Source organism: Mesoterricola sediminis, assembly GCF_030295425.1.
Taxonomy (GTDB): Bacteria; Acidobacteriota; Holophagae; order Holophagales; family Holophagaceae; genus Mesoterricola; species Mesoterricola sediminis.
The window spans coordinates 2,320,342-2,336,189 of sequence record NZ_AP027081.1 but is presented as its reverse complement, the minus strand read 5'-3'; the positions used below and the strand labels follow the sequence as shown (position 1 = coordinate 2,336,189).

Annotated in this window: 10 protein-coding genes and 1 pseudogene; 7 read left to right on the top strand and 4 right to left on the bottom strand. The window is 70.8% G+C overall.

Annotated features, from left to right (window positions below):
• Position 1 precedes the first annotated feature (1 nt).
• The 3 genes from tdh to R2J75_RS10315 all read left to right on the top strand — a co-directional run bounded on the left by tdh (position 2) and on the right by R2J75_RS10315 (position 9,095).
• Complete coding sequence (gene tdh, locus R2J75_RS10325) at positions 2-1,033, top strand: L-threonine 3-dehydrogenase (protein ID WP_243330376.1); 1,032 nt, start codon at positions 2-4, stop codon at positions 1,031-1,033.
• A 477-nt stretch (positions 1,034-1,510) separates the two neighbouring features.
• Positions 1,511-8,515: an Ig-like domain repeat protein gene (locus tag R2J75_RS10320; RefSeq protein WP_316410080.1), complete on the top strand. Its 7,005-nt coding sequence runs from the start codon at positions 1,511-1,513 to the stop codon at positions 8,513-8,515.
• A gap of 22 nt (positions 8,516-8,537) precedes the next feature.
• A complete protein-coding gene (locus R2J75_RS10315) occupies positions 8,538-9,095 on the top strand; it encodes a hypothetical protein (RefSeq protein ID WP_243330373.1) in 558 nt (185 codons plus the stop codon).
• A gap of 185 nt (positions 9,096-9,280) precedes the next feature.
• Here R2J75_RS10315 and R2J75_RS10310 read toward each other — a convergent pair whose 3' ends face one another.
• On the bottom strand, positions 9,281-9,505 hold the full coding sequence (locus tag R2J75_RS10310) for a GxxExxY protein (protein ID WP_316410066.1): 225 nt from the start codon (positions 9,503-9,505) through the stop codon (positions 9,281-9,283).
• A 38-nt stretch (positions 9,506-9,543) separates the two neighbouring features.
• Positions 9,544-10,271, bottom strand: a pseudogene (locus R2J75_RS10305) (IS5 family transposase).
• Positions 10,272-10,531: 260 nt separating this feature from the next.
• On the opposite strand from R2J75_RS10305, the gene R2J75_RS10300 reads away from it, so the two are divergent.
• Positions 10,532-11,287: a class I SAM-dependent methyltransferase gene (locus tag R2J75_RS10300; RefSeq protein WP_243335230.1), complete on the top strand. Its 756-nt coding sequence runs from the start codon at positions 10,532-10,534 to the stop codon at positions 11,285-11,287.
• A 9-nt stretch (positions 11,288-11,296) separates the two neighbouring features.
• On the opposite strand, the gene R2J75_RS10295 is transcribed toward R2J75_RS10300, so the two are convergent.
• Positions 11,297-11,920, bottom strand: coding sequence for an outer membrane protein assembly factor BamD (locus R2J75_RS10295; RefSeq protein ID WP_243335231.1), 624 nt, complete (start codon positions 11,918-11,920; stop codon positions 11,297-11,299).
• 58 nt (positions 11,921-11,978) lie between these two features.
• Here R2J75_RS10295 and R2J75_RS10290 point away from each other — a divergent pair, with 58 nt between their 5' ends.
• Genes R2J75_RS10290 through R2J75_RS10280 form a run of 3 tightly spaced genes read left to right on the top strand, consistent with a single transcriptional unit; the run spans position 11,979 to position 14,138 of the window.
• Positions 11,979-12,593 carry an NUDIX hydrolase gene (locus R2J75_RS10290; protein WP_316410079.1) on the top strand — a complete coding sequence of 205 codons (615 nt, stop codon included), beginning with the start codon at positions 11,979-11,981 and terminating at the stop codon, positions 12,591-12,593.
• A gap of 49 nt (positions 12,594-12,642) precedes the next feature.
• Positions 12,643-13,140, top strand: a complete 498-nt coding sequence (locus R2J75_RS10285; protein WP_316410078.1) for a YajQ family cyclic di-GMP-binding protein — start codon at positions 12,643-12,645, stop codon at positions 13,138-13,140.
• A 2-nt stretch (positions 13,141-13,142) separates the two neighbouring features.
• The gene (locus R2J75_RS10280; RefSeq protein ID WP_243335234.1) at positions 13,143-14,138 is read left to right on the top strand and encodes a polyprenyl synthetase family protein; all 996 of its coding nucleotides are present in this window, start codon (positions 13,143-13,145) and stop codon (positions 14,136-14,138) included.
• A gap of 119 nt (positions 14,139-14,257) precedes the next feature.
• Here R2J75_RS10280 and R2J75_RS10275 read toward each other — a convergent pair whose 3' ends face one another.
• Complete coding sequence (locus R2J75_RS10275; protein WP_316410077.1) at positions 14,258-15,823, bottom strand: type IV pilus twitching motility protein PilT; 1,566 nt, start codon at positions 15,821-15,823, stop codon at positions 14,258-14,260.
• Positions 15,824-15,848: the final 25 nt, after the last annotated feature.

Sequence of the window (15,848 nt, the reverse complement as noted above, 5' to 3'; positions counted from 1 at the left end):
CATGAAGGCATTGGTCAAGAGCAGAAGGGAGCCCGGGCTCTGGCTGGAGGACGTCCCCGTCCCCGAGATCGGCCCGAACGACGTGCTCATCCGCATCCACAAGTCCGCGATCTGCGGCACGGACATGCACATCTGGAACTGGGACGCCTGGAGCCAGAAGACCATCCCCGTCCCCATGCACGTGGGCCACGAGTACGTGGGCGTCATCGAGAAGGTGGGCGACGAGGTCGAGGGCTACAAGGTCGGCGACCGCGTCTCCGGTGAAGGCCACATCGTCTGCGGCCACTGCCGCAACTGCCGCGCGGGCAAGCGCCACCTCTGCCCCAACACCAAGGGCGTGGGCGTGAACCGGCCCGGCTCCTTCGCCGAGTACCTCAGCCTCCCCGCCGCCAACGTCTTCAAGGTCCCCGACGGGATCTCCGACGACCTGGCCGCGATCTTCGATCCCTACGGCAACGCGGCCCACACGGCCCTGTCCTTCGACATGGTCGGCGAGGACGTGCTGATCACCGGCGCCGGCCCCATCGGCATCATGGCCGTCGCCATCGCCAAGCACGTGGGGGCCCGCCACGTCGTCATCACCGACGTCAACCCCTACCGCCTGGACCTGGCCCGCCGGATGGGCGCCACCCGCGCCGTCGACGTCAGCCGGGAGCAGCTCCCCGAAGTCATGAAGGAGCTGGGCATGACCGAGGGCTTCGACGTGGGCATGGAGATGAGCGGGAACGCCGGCGCCTTCCGCGGCATGATCGACGCCATGTCCAACGGCGGGCGCATCGCCATGCTGGGCATCCTCGGCGACGACGCCGCCATCGACTGGGGCAAGGTGATCTTCAAGGGCCTGTTCCTGAAGGGCATCTACGGCCGGGAGATGTTCGAGACCTGGTACAAGATGGCGGCCATGATCCAGGGCGGCCTGGACATCAACCCGATCATCACCCACCACTTCCCCATCGCGGACTTCCGCCAGGGCTTCGAGGTGATGGGCAGCGGCCATTCCGGCAAGGTCATCCTGGACTGGGGCGTGAAGTAGGTCCCTTCCCGAACGGAGGGTCCGGGACCGGCGCGGGCAGGCAGGGGCGAAGGCCCCTGTCTGCCCGCGCCCTGGTCTTGGCAGGGTTCTGCACAGGACCGATCCACCTCGAGGGGGAAGATGCTGAACCAGGGAATAACGCAGAGGTAGGGGATGGCATGGGATCGCTTCGCCTGTAAGCAGCTATTCATTGCCTTGGGGTTGCCGACACGCTCCGGGGGCGGACGAAATTAATTCACGTGACGATCCGGGCGGCCTCTGGACGGTTCGGGGCGATAGCCATGCATTGAAGATCCGGAAATACGGAATGGGGCAGGGCGCCGGACGCCGCTCCAGCCTTGCCTTCGGGGGCGGGTTCATAGGCCATTCCTATTTATGCTCGCTCCTCTGGCTGTTCTGGCGATAGGCTGGGAGTTTGATTCCCCCCAGCCCAGGCCGGGTTCGCGCCGGCCCTGCGATCAAGCCATAGGTAGCGTCATGACAGCTTTCGTGAACGGTCGATCCGGATGTTTCCAGCGCCTCGCGAGGGGCCTGATGGCCCTCCTGGCGCCCCTGGCGATGGCCTGGCCTGCCGCTGGGGCGACGGTCCCGGGGGAGCTCCTCTTCGTGGACCCGGGGGTCCAGGACAGCGCCCGCCTCCTGCAGGGCCTGCGGCCCGGCGTGGAGGGCCGGCGGCTGGCCCCGGCCGAAGCCTCCCTGGAGGGAATCGCGGCCCGGGTGGCCGGACGAACGGGTCTCCAGGCCCTCCACGTGGTCGCCCACGGGGAGCCCGGCCGGCTCCTCCTGGGCCGGGATCCCCTCACGGCCGCGACCCTGCCGCGCCATGCCGCGGCCCTGGCGGCCCTGGGCCGGAGCCTGGCCCCGGGCGGTTCGCTCCAGGTGCATGGGTGCGAGGTGGCCGCCGGCGGGGAAGGGGAGGCCTTCCTGAAGACCCTGGGGCGCCTCGCAGGCGTCCCCGTCGCCGCCGCCGCCGCGCCCCTGGGCCAGGGCAGGACCTGGGAGCTGGATCGGCAGGTGGGCGCCGCGGCCCGGCCCTCGCCCTTCACGGCCGCCTTCCAGGCCGCCTACGGCGGCCGCCTGGGCACCGTGGCCACCCCCGTCACCCTGGACTTCAACTCGGCCGCCGCCTTCAGCCCCGCGCCCCTCAACGGTTTCTTCGGGACGACGGACAACTACCTGACGACCTACAGCCAGAGCGGCATGACCTGGACCCTCCAGAACGTGCTGCCCGGCGATTACTTTTCGGGCCTCTCCAGCTTCCAGGGCATGATCGCCCCCTGCGACAGCACCGCCTACAACGGGGGCTTCAGTGGGGCCACCGTCACCACGACCCTGGCGGCCAGCGCCACCTTCGAGCTGAAGGCCCTGGACCTGCGCTGGACGGGCGTCGCCTCGACCCCGGATTCGACCCTCCAGATCCTCGGGTACCTGGGGGCCACCCAGGTGGCGGACACGGGGGTCTTCGACAGCGGGGCGAGCAAGCAGAACCTGTTCCAGACCCTCAATCAGGCCGGGGTCCTGTCCTCCTTTGTGGGCGTGACCCTCGACAGGATCGTCATCCGCTGCCGGGACTGGTTCGACGTGGACAACCTCCAGGTCGTGGCGAACCTGCCGACCCCCTGTGCCAACGTCTCCTCGATCACCCGCCAGGACAGCGCGGTCACCGCGGCTTCCAGCGTCAGCTACCTGGTCACCTTCGACCGGGCGGTGACGGGACTCACCGCCTCCAACTTCGATCTCAACCCGACCCTCACCGGCGCCGCCATCACCGACGTGAGCGCCAAGGCGGGTACCAGCAACGCCCAGTGGGTGATCACCCTGAACCCGGGCACGGCCGACGGGACCCTGATCCTGCGCCTGGTCAACGACACGGGCCTGAGCACCACGGTCTGCGACACCCTGCCCAAGGCCGGCCCGGCCTACGTCATCGACCGGACCGCGCCCGCGGTGGCCCTCGGTTCCCCCAGTCCCAGCTCCACCTCGACGGGGCCGGTGACCTGCACCGTCTCGTACCTGGACGCCAACTTCGCATCCTGCACCCTGTCGGCGAGCGACATCACCCTGGTCGCCACCGGCACGGCCGCCTGCGGGTCCATCGGCGTCTCCGGCTCCAGCTCCACCCGGACGGTGACCCTCGGCAGCCTCTCGGGGAACGGGACCCTGGGCATCCGCGTCGCGGCCGGCACCGGCACGGACGCGGCCGGCAACACCAATGCCCTGTCCGCCACCAGCGCCACCTTCACGGTGATCAACAAGCTGACGTCCACGACGGCGCTGGTCTCCAGCGTGAACCCCACCACCTACGGGCAGTCCGTGACCTTGACGGCCACCGTGACCTCGGGCGCCACCGGCACGGTCACCTTCATGGACGGCGCCTCCACGCTGGGCACGGCCACTCTGGACGGATCCAGCACCGCCAGCCTCGCGACCTCCGCCCTGGGCGGCGGGAGCCACAGCCTCACGGCGGTCTACGGGGGCGACAGCGCGTACAACGGCTCGACCTCCTCGGCCCTCACCCAGGTGATCAACCCCGCGGCGCCGGGGCTCGCCCTCGCGGCCAGCCCCAACCCGTCCACCTACGGGCAGAGCGTCACCCTCACCGCCACGCTCAGCGCGGGGGTCACCGGGACGGTCACCTTCAAGGACGGGTCCACGACCCTGGGCACCGCCAGCCCCAACGGCTCCGGCGTCGCCACCCTCGCCACCTCGACGCTGGGCGGCGGCAGCCATACCCTTTCCGCCGTCTACGGCGGGGACGCCAACTACAGCTCCGCCACGGCCACCACCTCCCTGGTGGTCCAGACGGCGGCGACGACCACCTCCCTGGCCGGGACCCCCAACCCCTCCACCTTCGGCCAGAGCCTCACCCTCACGGCGATCGTGACCTCCGGGGCCACCGGGACGGTCACCTTCAAGGACGGGGCCACGACGCTGGGCACGGCCTCCCTCATCGGCGGCACCGCCTCCTTCAGCACCTCCGCCCTGGGCGGCGGCACCCACACCCTCACCGCCGCCTACCCCGGCGACGCCAACTTCGCCGCCTCCGTCTCCAGCCCGGTCACCCAGGTGGTGCAGCCGGCGGCGACCACCACGGTCCTGAACCCCACCCCCAACCCCTGCACCTACGGCCAGGCCGTGACCCTCACGGCCAGCGTGGCCTCCGGGGACACCGGCACCGTCACCTTCCTGGACGGCGGCGTGACCCTGGGCAGCGCCCCGCTTTCGGGCGGCACGGCCACCCTCGTCACCTCGGCCCTGGGCGGCGGCACCCACCTCCTGACGGCGGTCTACAGCGGCTCCGCCAACCACGGCGGCTCCACGTCCGCCCAATCCACCCTGACGGTCAACAAGGCCTCCTTCACCCTGCCGATCCTCGTCGGTCCCGACCCGAGCACGTACGGCCAGACCGTGACGGTCTCGGTGAGCGTTCCCGCCGATGCCACCGGCACGATCACGTTCCGGGACGGCGGCACCACCGTCGCCAGCGTCCCGATCAACGCGGGCGCGGCCTTCATCCAGACGACCACCCTCCCCGTGGGGAGCCACTCCTTCACGGCGGTGTACAGCGGTGACGCCAACTACGCGAGCGTCACCTCGGGCTCCGTCACCCAGGTGGTGGATACCGCCGCCTCCGCAACGAGCCTGGCCGCAACCCCCAATCCGGCGGTGTACGGCCAGACGGTGATCCTGACGGCTACGGTCTCCAGCCTGGCCACGGGCACGGTCACCTTCAAGGATGGGGCCACCACCCTGGGCACCGCCACGCTTTCGGGCGGCTCGGCCACCTTCGCCACCTCCGCCCTGGCGATCGGCCCCCACACCCTCACCGCCGTCTATGGCGGGAACGCCAATTTCACCGGGTCGACCTCGGCCTCCCTGGCCCTGACGGTGGGCACCCTCCCCACCACCACGACCCTGGCCGCCAGCCCCAATCCGTCCACCTTCGGCGCTGCCGTGACCTTCACAGCCACGGTGACGTCCGGCGCCACGGGCACGGTGACGTTCAAGGATGGAGCCATCACCCTCGGCACGGCCACCCTCAGCGGGGGGACCGCCGCCCTCACGGTGTCCACCCTGGCCGGCGGCAGCCACGCGATTTCCGCGGTCTACGGGGGGGCCGCCACCTATGCGCCGTCCACCGCCTCGACGGTCACGCTGGTCGTTCAGGCGGCCCCGGTCATCCCCGTCCTGGTCGCCTCCCCCAACCCGGCCACCTACGGCCAGCCCCTGACCCTCACGGCCACCCTTCCCATCGGGGCCACCGGCACCGTGACCTTCAAGGAAGGCGCGACCACCCTGGGCACGGCCACGGTCGGCGGCGGCCTCGCCGCCTTCAGCCCCGCCGCCCTGGGCGGGGGCAGCCATGCCCTCACGGCGGTCTACGGCGGGGACGCCAACTACGCCCCCGGGACCTCCGCGCCCCTGACCCTCCCGGTGGCGCCCGCCGCCTCCACCGTCACCCTGGCGGTGTCGGCACAGCCCGCCACCTATGGCCAGGACGTCACCTTCACTGCCACCCTGACGGCCGGGGCCACGGGCACCGTGACCTTCAAGGACGGAACGACCACCCTGGGCGCGATCCCGGCCAACGGCGGGACGGCGGCCTTCACGACCCGCGGCCTGCGGGGCGGGGACCATGCCATCCACGCCGAGTACTCGGGCGACGCGAATTTCGCGGCCTCGAACTCCGCGGCCACCGTCCTGACGGTGGTCCCGGTCCTCCCCGGCGCCCCCGCAATCCTGTCGGCCGCGGCCGGCGATGGCCAGGCCACCGTGGCCTTCACGGCGCCCGACAGCGATGGCGGCACCGCCGTCACCGCCTACACCGTCACGGCCCTGGTGGACGGCGCGCCGACCCTGCTCGCCGCGCGGGGCGCCGCCTCGCCCCTGACGGTCCAGGGCCTGGTCAACCACCGGGCCTACACTTTCACGGTCACCGCGACCACCGGCGCCGGGGACGGCCCGGCCTCGGCGCCGTCGGCCTACGCCATGCCGGGGCCCGCCTCCAAGGTCCTGCTCCTCCACGATGCCCTCCAGGGTCCGGCCGGGCTCGCGGCCGCCCTGGCCTCCCGGGCCGCCCTGGGCGCCAACCTGGCCGTCACGGCCTGGGACACCGCCTCCGCGGCCCCGCCCGCCCTCGCCGCCTTCGACCAGGTCTGGGACCTGCGCGCCACCTCCGCCCTCGGGGCGGGGGACGCGGCCCTGTTCCAGGCCTACGTGCGGGGCGGGGGCGTCCTCGCCCTCCTGGGCGGCCTCGGTTCGCCCCGCAACGACGGCATCGCGGCCCTGGCCTCGGACCTGGGCGGCGGAACGATCCGCACCGCGGACGGGGATGGCGCCGTCCAGGCCCTGGTGGCCCCCTTCACGGGACCCGCCGGCCTGACGTCCCTCGCCTTTCCGGGATCGGGGGTCTTCACGGCCTGGGGCACGGGCGCACCCGTCTCCCTCGACCCGTCGGGCCGCGCCACGGGCGTGGCGTGGGTTCCCGGCACCCTGGCCCTGGCGCCCAAGGGCGCCCTTCTGGCCGTGCTGGCCACCGATCCCTTCGGTCCGGCCGCCGCGGCGCCGGCCGACGCCTTCGTGTGCGACCTGCTCAATCACCAGGCCCGCCTCGCCACCGCGGCGCCCCGGATCCTCAGCCTCGGGGTGGCCGCGCAGCTGAACACCGTGACCTACACCGTGGGCACCAGCGCCCCCGTCACCGTCTCGGGCGCGCCGTTCCTGCCCGTGACCGTGGGCGGCGCCCCGGCCCGGGCCGCCTACGTCTCCGGCAGCGGCACCACGTCCCTGGTCTTCCGCTACGTGGCCAGCCCAGGCGACAACGGCGCCGCCGCCGCGGGCCCGGCCCTGCGCGTGGCGGACGCCACGGCCGCCGTGGGCGCCCTCCGGGACGCGGACGGGTTCCCGGCCCGCACCGACCTGGAAGGCCTGGCCACCGGAACGCCGGTCATCGACACCGCCGCGCCCGCGGCCCCCGTCATCACGTCGGTGGCGGGGCGCACGGTGACGGGCACCGCCGAAGCCGGGGCCACCGTCCGGGTCTACCTGGGCGCGACCCTCCTGGGCACCGCCCAGGCGGATGCCGCTGGGGCCTGGACCTTCACCCTCCCCGTGAACCAGTCGGGCAGTCTCACCGCCACCGCCGCCGATGGCTACGGGAACGTGAGCGGCGGGTCCGCGGCGACGACGGTGGATACCCTCCTCCCCGTGCCCCAGGGCCAGGACGTCACCGTGACGGCCGGCAGCGTCGCCCAGCCGATCACCCCGGTGATCGGGGGCGGGAAGGCCACCGCCCTCACGATCGCCGAGGCACCCGCCCACGGCGACCTGACGGTGAGCGGCCTGCGCTTCCTCTACACGCCCGCGGCCGGCTTCTGGGGCCATGATCGCTTCACCTACACGGCCACCAACGCCAACGGCACGTCCGCGGCGGCGGAGGTGCGGATCTTCGTGCAGGCGGCCACGCCGCCGGTGATCGCCCTGGACGCCCCCGCGGACGGGATGACCACCTCCGCCGTCCTCCTCACCGTCGAGGGGTCGGCGACCAGCGTCAATGGGGCCGTGACCCTCACCCTGGACGGCGCGCCCGCGACGGTGCTCCCCTCCGGCCGCTTCAGCGTGCCCGTGCGCCTCAAGGCCGGGGCGAACGTCCTGACCCTCACGGCCACGGATGTGGCCGGGCTGACGGCCCAGGCGGTCCGGAAGGTCACCCTGGACCTCACCGCGCCCCGGTTGGAGGTCGTGGCTCCCGCCAACGGGGCCGTCGTCCAGGTTCCCGACCTGACGCTGGCGGGGTCGGCCTCCGCCGCTCCGGGCACGGAAGGTCTGGACAGCCTGGCCGGGGTGACATGGCGCCTGAATGGCGGCGCCGCTGCTCCCGCCCCCCTGGTCAATGGGGCCTTCGCCGTCCCCCTGACCCTGGCGACCGGCGCCAACACGCTGGTGGTGGAGGCCACCTCCCTGGCCGGCAAGACGGCCCGGGAGACCCGGACGATCACCTTCGGCTCCGGGGTTGCCGTCGCGGTGACCGACCCGGAGCGGGACCTGCTGCTCCTGCCGGACGCCTACCTGCTGCGGGGGACGGTCGCCTCCGACGCGCCGCCGGTGACGGTGACCGTCAGCCTCGGCGGGCGCACCTGGACCCCCGCGGTCCAGAACGGCGCCTTCTCCGTGCGGCTCCCCCTGGACGGGTACCAGGACTGGTGCGCGGTCGTCTCCGCCACCGACGCCCTGGGGCGGCGCGCGGACACGGCCCGGCACCTGGTGCGGGCCGCCGCCACGACCCCGGCCCTGTACACGATGGCCGACGCCCTGCGGGCCTTCCAGATCGCCAATGGTCTGGTGACCCCCACCGCCGAGGACCTGGCCCGCTTCGACCTGGCCCCCTGGGCCAACGGCGTGTCCAGGCCCGATGGGGTGATCGACCTCCAGGACGCCGTCCTGGTGCTCTGGGCCGCCTCCGGCCACAGCCTCCTGCCCTGAACCCCTGGAAGACGAGGAAAACATGAACATCCGATGGAAACATGGTGCCTGGGCGGTCCCCCTCGCCCTGGGACTCCTGCTGCCGGGGTGCAGTGGGGGCAACGACCACGGGGGTGTCCAAGCTTCCCGCCGCTGCCGCGTGCTCCTGGCCCTGGACCCCTACGCCACCCAGGTGCCCGTCCAGGGACTGGACCTCACCTTCCGGGTGCCGGAGGGCGTCACCGTGGCGGCCTGGCAGGATGGGGCGCTCGTGCAGGGCGCCCTGGTGGCCGGCCCGGACTTGCCGGCCAACCGGCTCCTGGTCGGCCGCTGGACGCCCGGGACCCGGGAGGTGCGCCTCACCGTGGGGACCGCGCCCAGCGCGGCCTGGCAGGGGACCTTCGCCCAGGTGGAGGTGACCGTTCCCCCCGGCGTCAGCACCCAGGCCCTGGGGACCGAAGCCGCCCGCTCCTGCACCCTGGTGGCGGCCACCGGCCTGGCCCCGGACACCCGAAGCCCCCTCGCCCTGACGCCCGCCGTCCGCATGAAGGTGACGGCCAAGGACACGGACTCCCTGTCAGGCGGGGTACCCGTTATTTAGGGTGTGTTCGTAATCTAGGATAGTAATGGCTAATACCCATCCGTGCCGGAGCATGGAGGAGCTGGAATAGTGAGTCTGTGCTGCAGTGCCTGATGGCGCCGCGCATTCGCAGGATCCTATTGGAACGCGGAGGCGCGGAGGATCTCGCTGAGGCTCGCGGAGAAAGGATCAAGCCCTTGTATGTATCACCCGCTTGATTCCACCGTCTTTGAAAGGCCACTGACGGAAATTGAGGAGCAGGCCGACCTCCATTCCGCCTTCGCCTCCACGACCACGAGGTCGTCAACCAGCAAATCCAGCCGGTAGGCCCGCTCAACCACAAGCCCCCTCCACTCGATATCCAGGGGCAGGTTCCAGGAGCGCTTTCCTCCGCGACCCTCTGCGAGATCCTCCGCGCCTCCGCGTTTCATAGGATCAATGAGGATCCGGAACGCTTGTCACCCTCCGCTCATAGCCTCAGCCAGATCACGATGCAGGCCAAAGCCACCTGGGCTGAGAAACTTCGCGCCGTTTTGTCGAACCTGGTGGCCAGCGCCCTGAACTGTTTGAGCTTGGCGAACCCATGCTCGATGGCATGGCGGGCCTTGTATAGGTGTGAGTCCCAGGCCGCCGGATTCTTGCGCCGGGGATGAGGTGGGATGACGGCTGTCGCACCCATGGCCTCGATCGCCTTCCTTACCGGGTTCCCATCGTAGGCCCGATCTCCGAACACGTACTCTGCCTGCCAACCGCACAGCAATCCTTCAGCAGACCGGCTTTCATGGGCTTGCCCCGGAGTGACCAGGAAATCCAAAGGATTACCGTGGGCATCGCAGATCAAATGGATCTTGGTCGAGCATCCACCCCGAGATCGTCCGAGCGCCTGGTTCCAGAGCCCCCCCTTTTGCCTGCTGAAGGTTGATGAGCGCGAAGGATGGTGCCATCCGGCATGACCCACTCCAGGTCGGCTTCCTTGCGCAGGAACTCCAGGATCCTTTGCCACACGCCGCGCTTGGTCCAGGCCTCAAATCGCGTGTACACGCTTCTCCAAGGTCCAAATTCCTCCGGCAGGTCTCTCCACGGCGCCCCAGTCCTGTGCCTCCACAGGATCGCCTCCACCATGGGACGGTTGGGGTGACGGGATCGCCCCATCCCTCCACGCTCTGGCGGAAGGAGCGGTTCAAGCTTTGCCCACATGGCATCGGTCAGGAAACGTCTCGGCATCGTTACCCCAGGAAAATTCGTGGTGTACGAGCCTTTACGTATGAGTACAAGTTAACTATTTATCTAATCTATAGATTCCGAACACAGCCTAGCTGAATTCAACGGAACCCGAATGGGGCAGAGCCGGTACCGCTCATCGGATCGGCTTCCACGCGCAACCCCGCGGACGCGGCTTCGGGGTGGGGGCGGCTTGTGGGCTCCGCTAAATGCATTATTTATATAGCGGAGGGCCCATGCGCCAACGTCCTGCCCGCTTGATGATCGTCGCGGCCCTGGTCCTGGGGCTGGGGAGCGCCTGCCGGGTTCCGGCGCCGGCGCCGGCGCCCCTGAGCTGGCGGGTGGCGGCGGCGCACCTGGAGGACGTGTTCGCGGACATCCCGGGCAGTTCCATCGACGATTTCCGGGCGGGCGTGCCGGAGGCGGAGCGGCACTTGATCAACGCGAGCCACGGCGCGGAGGGGATCAGCCTGGACAAGGCCCACATCTATGGCGAGCCCTCCCCGGCGGCCACCGACGCCATCCTCCGGCGCCTCGGGGCAGGGCGGGGGGACGTGCTGTTCGACCTGGGCTGCGGGCGGGGCTTCTTCCTCATGCAGGCCCTCCTGACCACGCCCTTGCCGAAGGTCGTCGGGGTGGAACTGGCCGGGTCGCGGGCGGCGGTGGCCCGGGCGGCCCGGGATCGCCTGCGGGCCGGAGGGCTGCTGGGACCCGGCCGGGTCCTGGAGCTCCGGGAGGAGGACCTGGCCCGGACGGACCTGACGGGCTGCACCCTGGTGTTCATGGATTCGGTGTTCTTCTCGGACGAACTGCTGACCACGGTGGCCCGGCGCCTGCACGAGGCGGGGACGGTCCGCGGCCTCGCCATGATCCAGAAGGGCCTGCCGCCCAACCCCTGGTTCGAGCTGGCGGGGACGGAGCGGCTCAAGATGAGCTGGAGCCCGCGCTTCGGTACCGACGTGCTGTTCTACCGTCCCGTCCGGGGCCGCTGAGGACCGGGCTCAGCGCAGGGGCTGGGGCTGGGGGATGGGGGGCGGCGCTGCGCCCTTGTAGGGTTCGCCGTTGACGATGTAGCTGTCCTCCGCCAGGTCCTCGCCCCCGATCTGCAGGTCCAGGCCGAGCGAGCAGAGGATGTAGCCGTCGAGCTTGGTGTTGAAGACCTGGGCCACCCGGCCCCGGCGGTCCTTCACGTCGGCGATGGGGACGGTCACGTAGGGGCGGTACAGGAAAGGGTGCTTCCAGGGCGTTTCCGGCGCCTGGTCCAGGTAGTCGGGGACGAGGGCCGAGAGGTAGCGGGGATACTCGCCGTGGGTGCTCCGGTAGCGGGTCAGCGCGTCCGCGACCCGCTTCATGGTGCCGTGGAGGGCCCGCTGGCGCTCCCGCACCTCCTGGCGCACGAGGCCGTCCAGGGTGTACAGGTCCTTGACCGCGTCGCGGCCCGCCTTGGTGTCCGGATACTGGGACGCCAGGCGCTTCAGGAGGGCCTGGGCTTCCTGGTTCCGCCCCTGCTGGGTGAGGCTGATGGCTTCCTCGTAGAGCTTGTCGGGCAGCCGCGGATCCTCGGAGCTGCATCCGGCGAGGACCAACAGAGACAGGGCCGTGGCGGCCCGGCACAGGGCGTTCATGCCGGAACGATACCAGCAACGGCCGGCGAATTGAAGCGCCCATGGGTAGACTGGAGGCATGCGCCTGATCGCCCAGCATTCCCCCGGCTTCGATCCCGCCCGCCCCTGGACGGACGGTGAGGTGGAGCTCCAGGTGGAATCCCGGCTCTTCCGGCACGTGGTGGCGCGGCGGCGGAGTCCCCACACGGACCGGGAACACGGGTTCACCCGGCTGCTCTGCCCGGCCTGGGTGAACGTCGTGGCCTTCACCCGCCAGGGGGAGCTCCTGCTCGTGGAGCAGTTCCGCCACGGCATCGGGGCGAGCACGCTGGAGGTCATCGGCGGGGTGGCCGAGCCCGGCGAGGCGCCCAGCGACGCCGGCCTCCGGGAGCTGCTGGAGGAGACCGGATTCCGGCCGGACCGCTGGATCAGCCTGGGGAGCTGCCTCCCCAACCCCGCGATCCAGGACAACCGCTGCCACTTCTTCCTGGGCCTGGACTGCGATCCAGTGGCCCCCCTCGACCTGGACCCCTCGGAGGAACTGCGGGTCTGGGCGGCGCCCTGGCCCGAGGCCGAGGCGATGCTCCGGGAGGGCCGCATCGAGCACGCCCTCGTGCAGGTCGCCCTCCTCCGCATGTTCCTGTGGGAGGGGTGGCCGGAGCTCCGCGCGCGCCTGGAGGCCCAGCCATCCTGAGACCAATTCCCTCGTGTGCTGCTACATTGAAATCAACGGGAGGATCCAGATGGCCAGCGACTGTTCATTCGACGTTGTGTCCAAGGTGGACATGGACGAAGTGAAGAACGCGGTTAACCAGGCCACCAAGGAGATCGGCCAGCGCTTCGATTTCAAGGGTTCCGTGTCGAAGATCGAGCTCAAGGACGAGGCCGTCCTCGTGCTGACCAGCGACGACGAGGTCAAGCTCAAGGCCGTGATCGACGTGCTCCAGGGCAAGCTGGTCAAGCGCAACGTGAGCATCCGCGCCATGGAGTACGGCAAGCTCGAGCCCGCGGCCAAGGGCACCGTCCGCCAGGAGGTGAAGATCCTCCAGGGCATCCCCTCCGAGAAGGCCAAGGCCCTCGTCAAGGTCCTCAAGGACGCCAAGGTCAAGGTCCAGGCCGCCATCCAGGGCGACCAGCTGCGGGTCTCCGGCAAGAACAAGGACGACCTCCAGGACGCGATCGCGCTCCTCAAGAAGAACGACCAGGGCCTCGACCTGCAGTTCACCAACTACCGGTCCTAGGCATGAGCCGCATCGACCTCCTCCGGTACTTCCTCCCCATCTCCGGCAAGCTGGCCGAGGTGGAGGAGGAGATCCAGCGCGCCCTCGCGTCGGAGGTGGCCGTCGTCAGCCGCTTGGCGGCCCATATCGGCGCGGGGAAGGGCAAGCGCCTTCGCCCGGCCCTCGTCCTTCTCGGCAGCCGCCTCTGCCGCGTCGAGACGCAGGAGGACATCCGCTTCGCCGTGGTCTTCGAGATGCTCCACACGGCGACCCTCATCCACGACGACGTCATCGACCACGCCCAGACCCGGCGGTCCAAGCCCACGCTCAACGCCCTGTGGGGCAACACCCTGACCGTGCTCTTCGGCGACCTCCTCTACCTGCGCTCCATGTCCATGGCCATCGCGGGGCGGTCCTTCCGGATGCTGGAGATCATGGCCGAGGTGACCACCCGGATGATCGAGGGCGAACTCATCCAGAACGACTGCCTGTTCAACCTGGAGACGAGCCGCAAGGACTACTTCGACATCCAGGAGCGGAAGACGGCCCTCCTCTTCTCGGGGTGCACCGAGACGGGCGCCGTGCTGGCGGGCCGCCCCGAGGCCGATTGCGTGGCCATGCGGCAGTACGGCCTGGAGATCGGCCGGGCCTTCCAGCTCGTGGACGACCTCCTGGACTACACCTCCACCGAGGCGGAGATGGGCAAGCCCGTCTTCTCCGACCTGCGGGAGGGCAAGCTCACCCTGCCGATGCTCACCCTCCTGGAGCGCGCCCCCCGGGAGGCGCGCCCCATCATCGAGCGCATCTGGGCCAACGGGGAGGAGACCCCCATCGCCCCCGCGGACGAGAAGGCCCTCCGCGCCCTGATCCAGGCCCACGACGCCCTGGCCGAGACCCGGGACCTGGCCCTCCGCGCCAGCCGCGCGGCCACTGCCGCCCTCCAGGGCGTGGACGGGGACCCCGCCACCCGGAAACTCCTCCTGGACATCCCCGAGATCCTGCTGGCCCGCAGCAACTGAGGTCCGGGAGGCGCCCCGTCCGCCGTGCCTTGAGCCGCCCTTCCGCCAGGGCAGGGGTCAAGCCCCCGGATTCCGGGGGGGGTGGGGTGTTTCGTGGGGGGCCTGGTGCCCGCCTGTCCCTACTCCTGGCCCCGGGGATCCCAGTTGATGCCGCCGCGCTTGAGGGTGTTCATGAAGGACTCCTTGTCGGGGCACTTCATGTAGGCTTCCTGGGGCTCCACGACCCGGTTCTGGATGAGCTCCAGGAGGGCGTCGTTCATGAGCTTCTGGCCGTAGGCGCGGCCGGTCTGCATGGCGCTCTGGATCTGGAAGTTCTTCCCCTCGCGGATCAGGTTGGCGATGGCCGGGGTGATGAAGAGGGTCTCCAGGGCCGCGACCCGCCCGCCGCCGACCTTCTTGAGGAGGGTCTGGGACACGACGCACTTGAGGGCGTCGGCCAGCATGACCCGGATCTGCTGCTGGCGGTCGGAGGGGAACTGGTCCACGATGCGGTCCACCGTCCCGATGGCGCTGGAGGTGTGGAGGGTGCCGAAGACGAGGTGGCCGGTGATGGCCGTCTCCAGGGCGATGGAAATCGTCTCCAGGTCCCGCATCTCGCCGACGAGGACGATGTCGGGGTCCTCGCGCAGGGCGGCCCGCAGGCCGGACTTGAAGGAGTCGGTGTGGTTGCCCACCTCGCGCTGGTTGACCAGGCACCGCTTGCGGGGATGGACGAACTCGATGGGGTCCTCGATGGTGAGGATGTGGTCGTTCCGCTTCTGGTTGGCGATGTCCAGGATGGCCGCCAGGGTCGTGGACTTGCCCGAACCCGTCGGGCCGGTCACGAGCACGAGGCCCTTGGCCAGGTCCGCCAGCCGCCGGACCGGGTCCGGGAGCCCCAGGCGGTCCGGATCGGGGATCTCGTTGGGGATCACCCGGCAGACCATGCCCGGCCCCTGCCGGTCCTGGAAGTAGTTGACGCGGAGCCGGCATCCCCCCGCCTCGAAGGGGTAGGCGAAGTCGGCGTCGTTGTGGGCCTTGAAGTGCTCCCAGGCGGCCTCCGGGGCCAGGGCCTCCATCATGGCGCCGAGCTGGGCGGGTCCCAGGATCCCGAACCCTTCCAGTTCTTCCATATCTCCGTGAATCCGGGCGGTGGGGGTCTCGAAGGAGGTCAGGTGCAGGTCGGACCCCTTCCGGGCCAGCAGGTCCTTGAAGAGGGCCTCGGCCAGGGCCCGGCCTCCTGCGGCGTCGATTCGGGGCGCGTCGGCCCGGGGCGCGTCAGCCCGGGGCGCGTCAGCCCGGGGCGCGTCAGCCCGGGGGGCGGGGGGCGGCGCCTGGGGCGGGGCCACGGGCACGGGGGTGCGGCGGGGCAGGGGCTGGGTGAGGGTCGCCGAGGAGGCGCCCGACTGGGGCTCCACCTGGATGGCCACCCCCCGGGGCGTCCGGGCCAAGGTGACGAGGAAGGTCTCGTTCCCGGCCTGGTGGTCGAAGGCCGCCTCCCCCGTGGCCTCGAAGCCCGGGGCGCTCCCGGCCGGCAGGACCTCCCGGGCCAGGGCCTCCACCATGACCCCGCTCAGGGCGCTGGCCATGAGGGGGGTCTCCACCCCCGCGGGCATCATCAGGAGGGGCGGGGCGCCGGCCTCCAGGCGGAGGCGGAGGCCCCCGCGGGGCGTGATGTGGGCCAGGAGCTTGTCCAGCTGAGCCATGGGGAAGACTCCCGGGAGGGGGGAA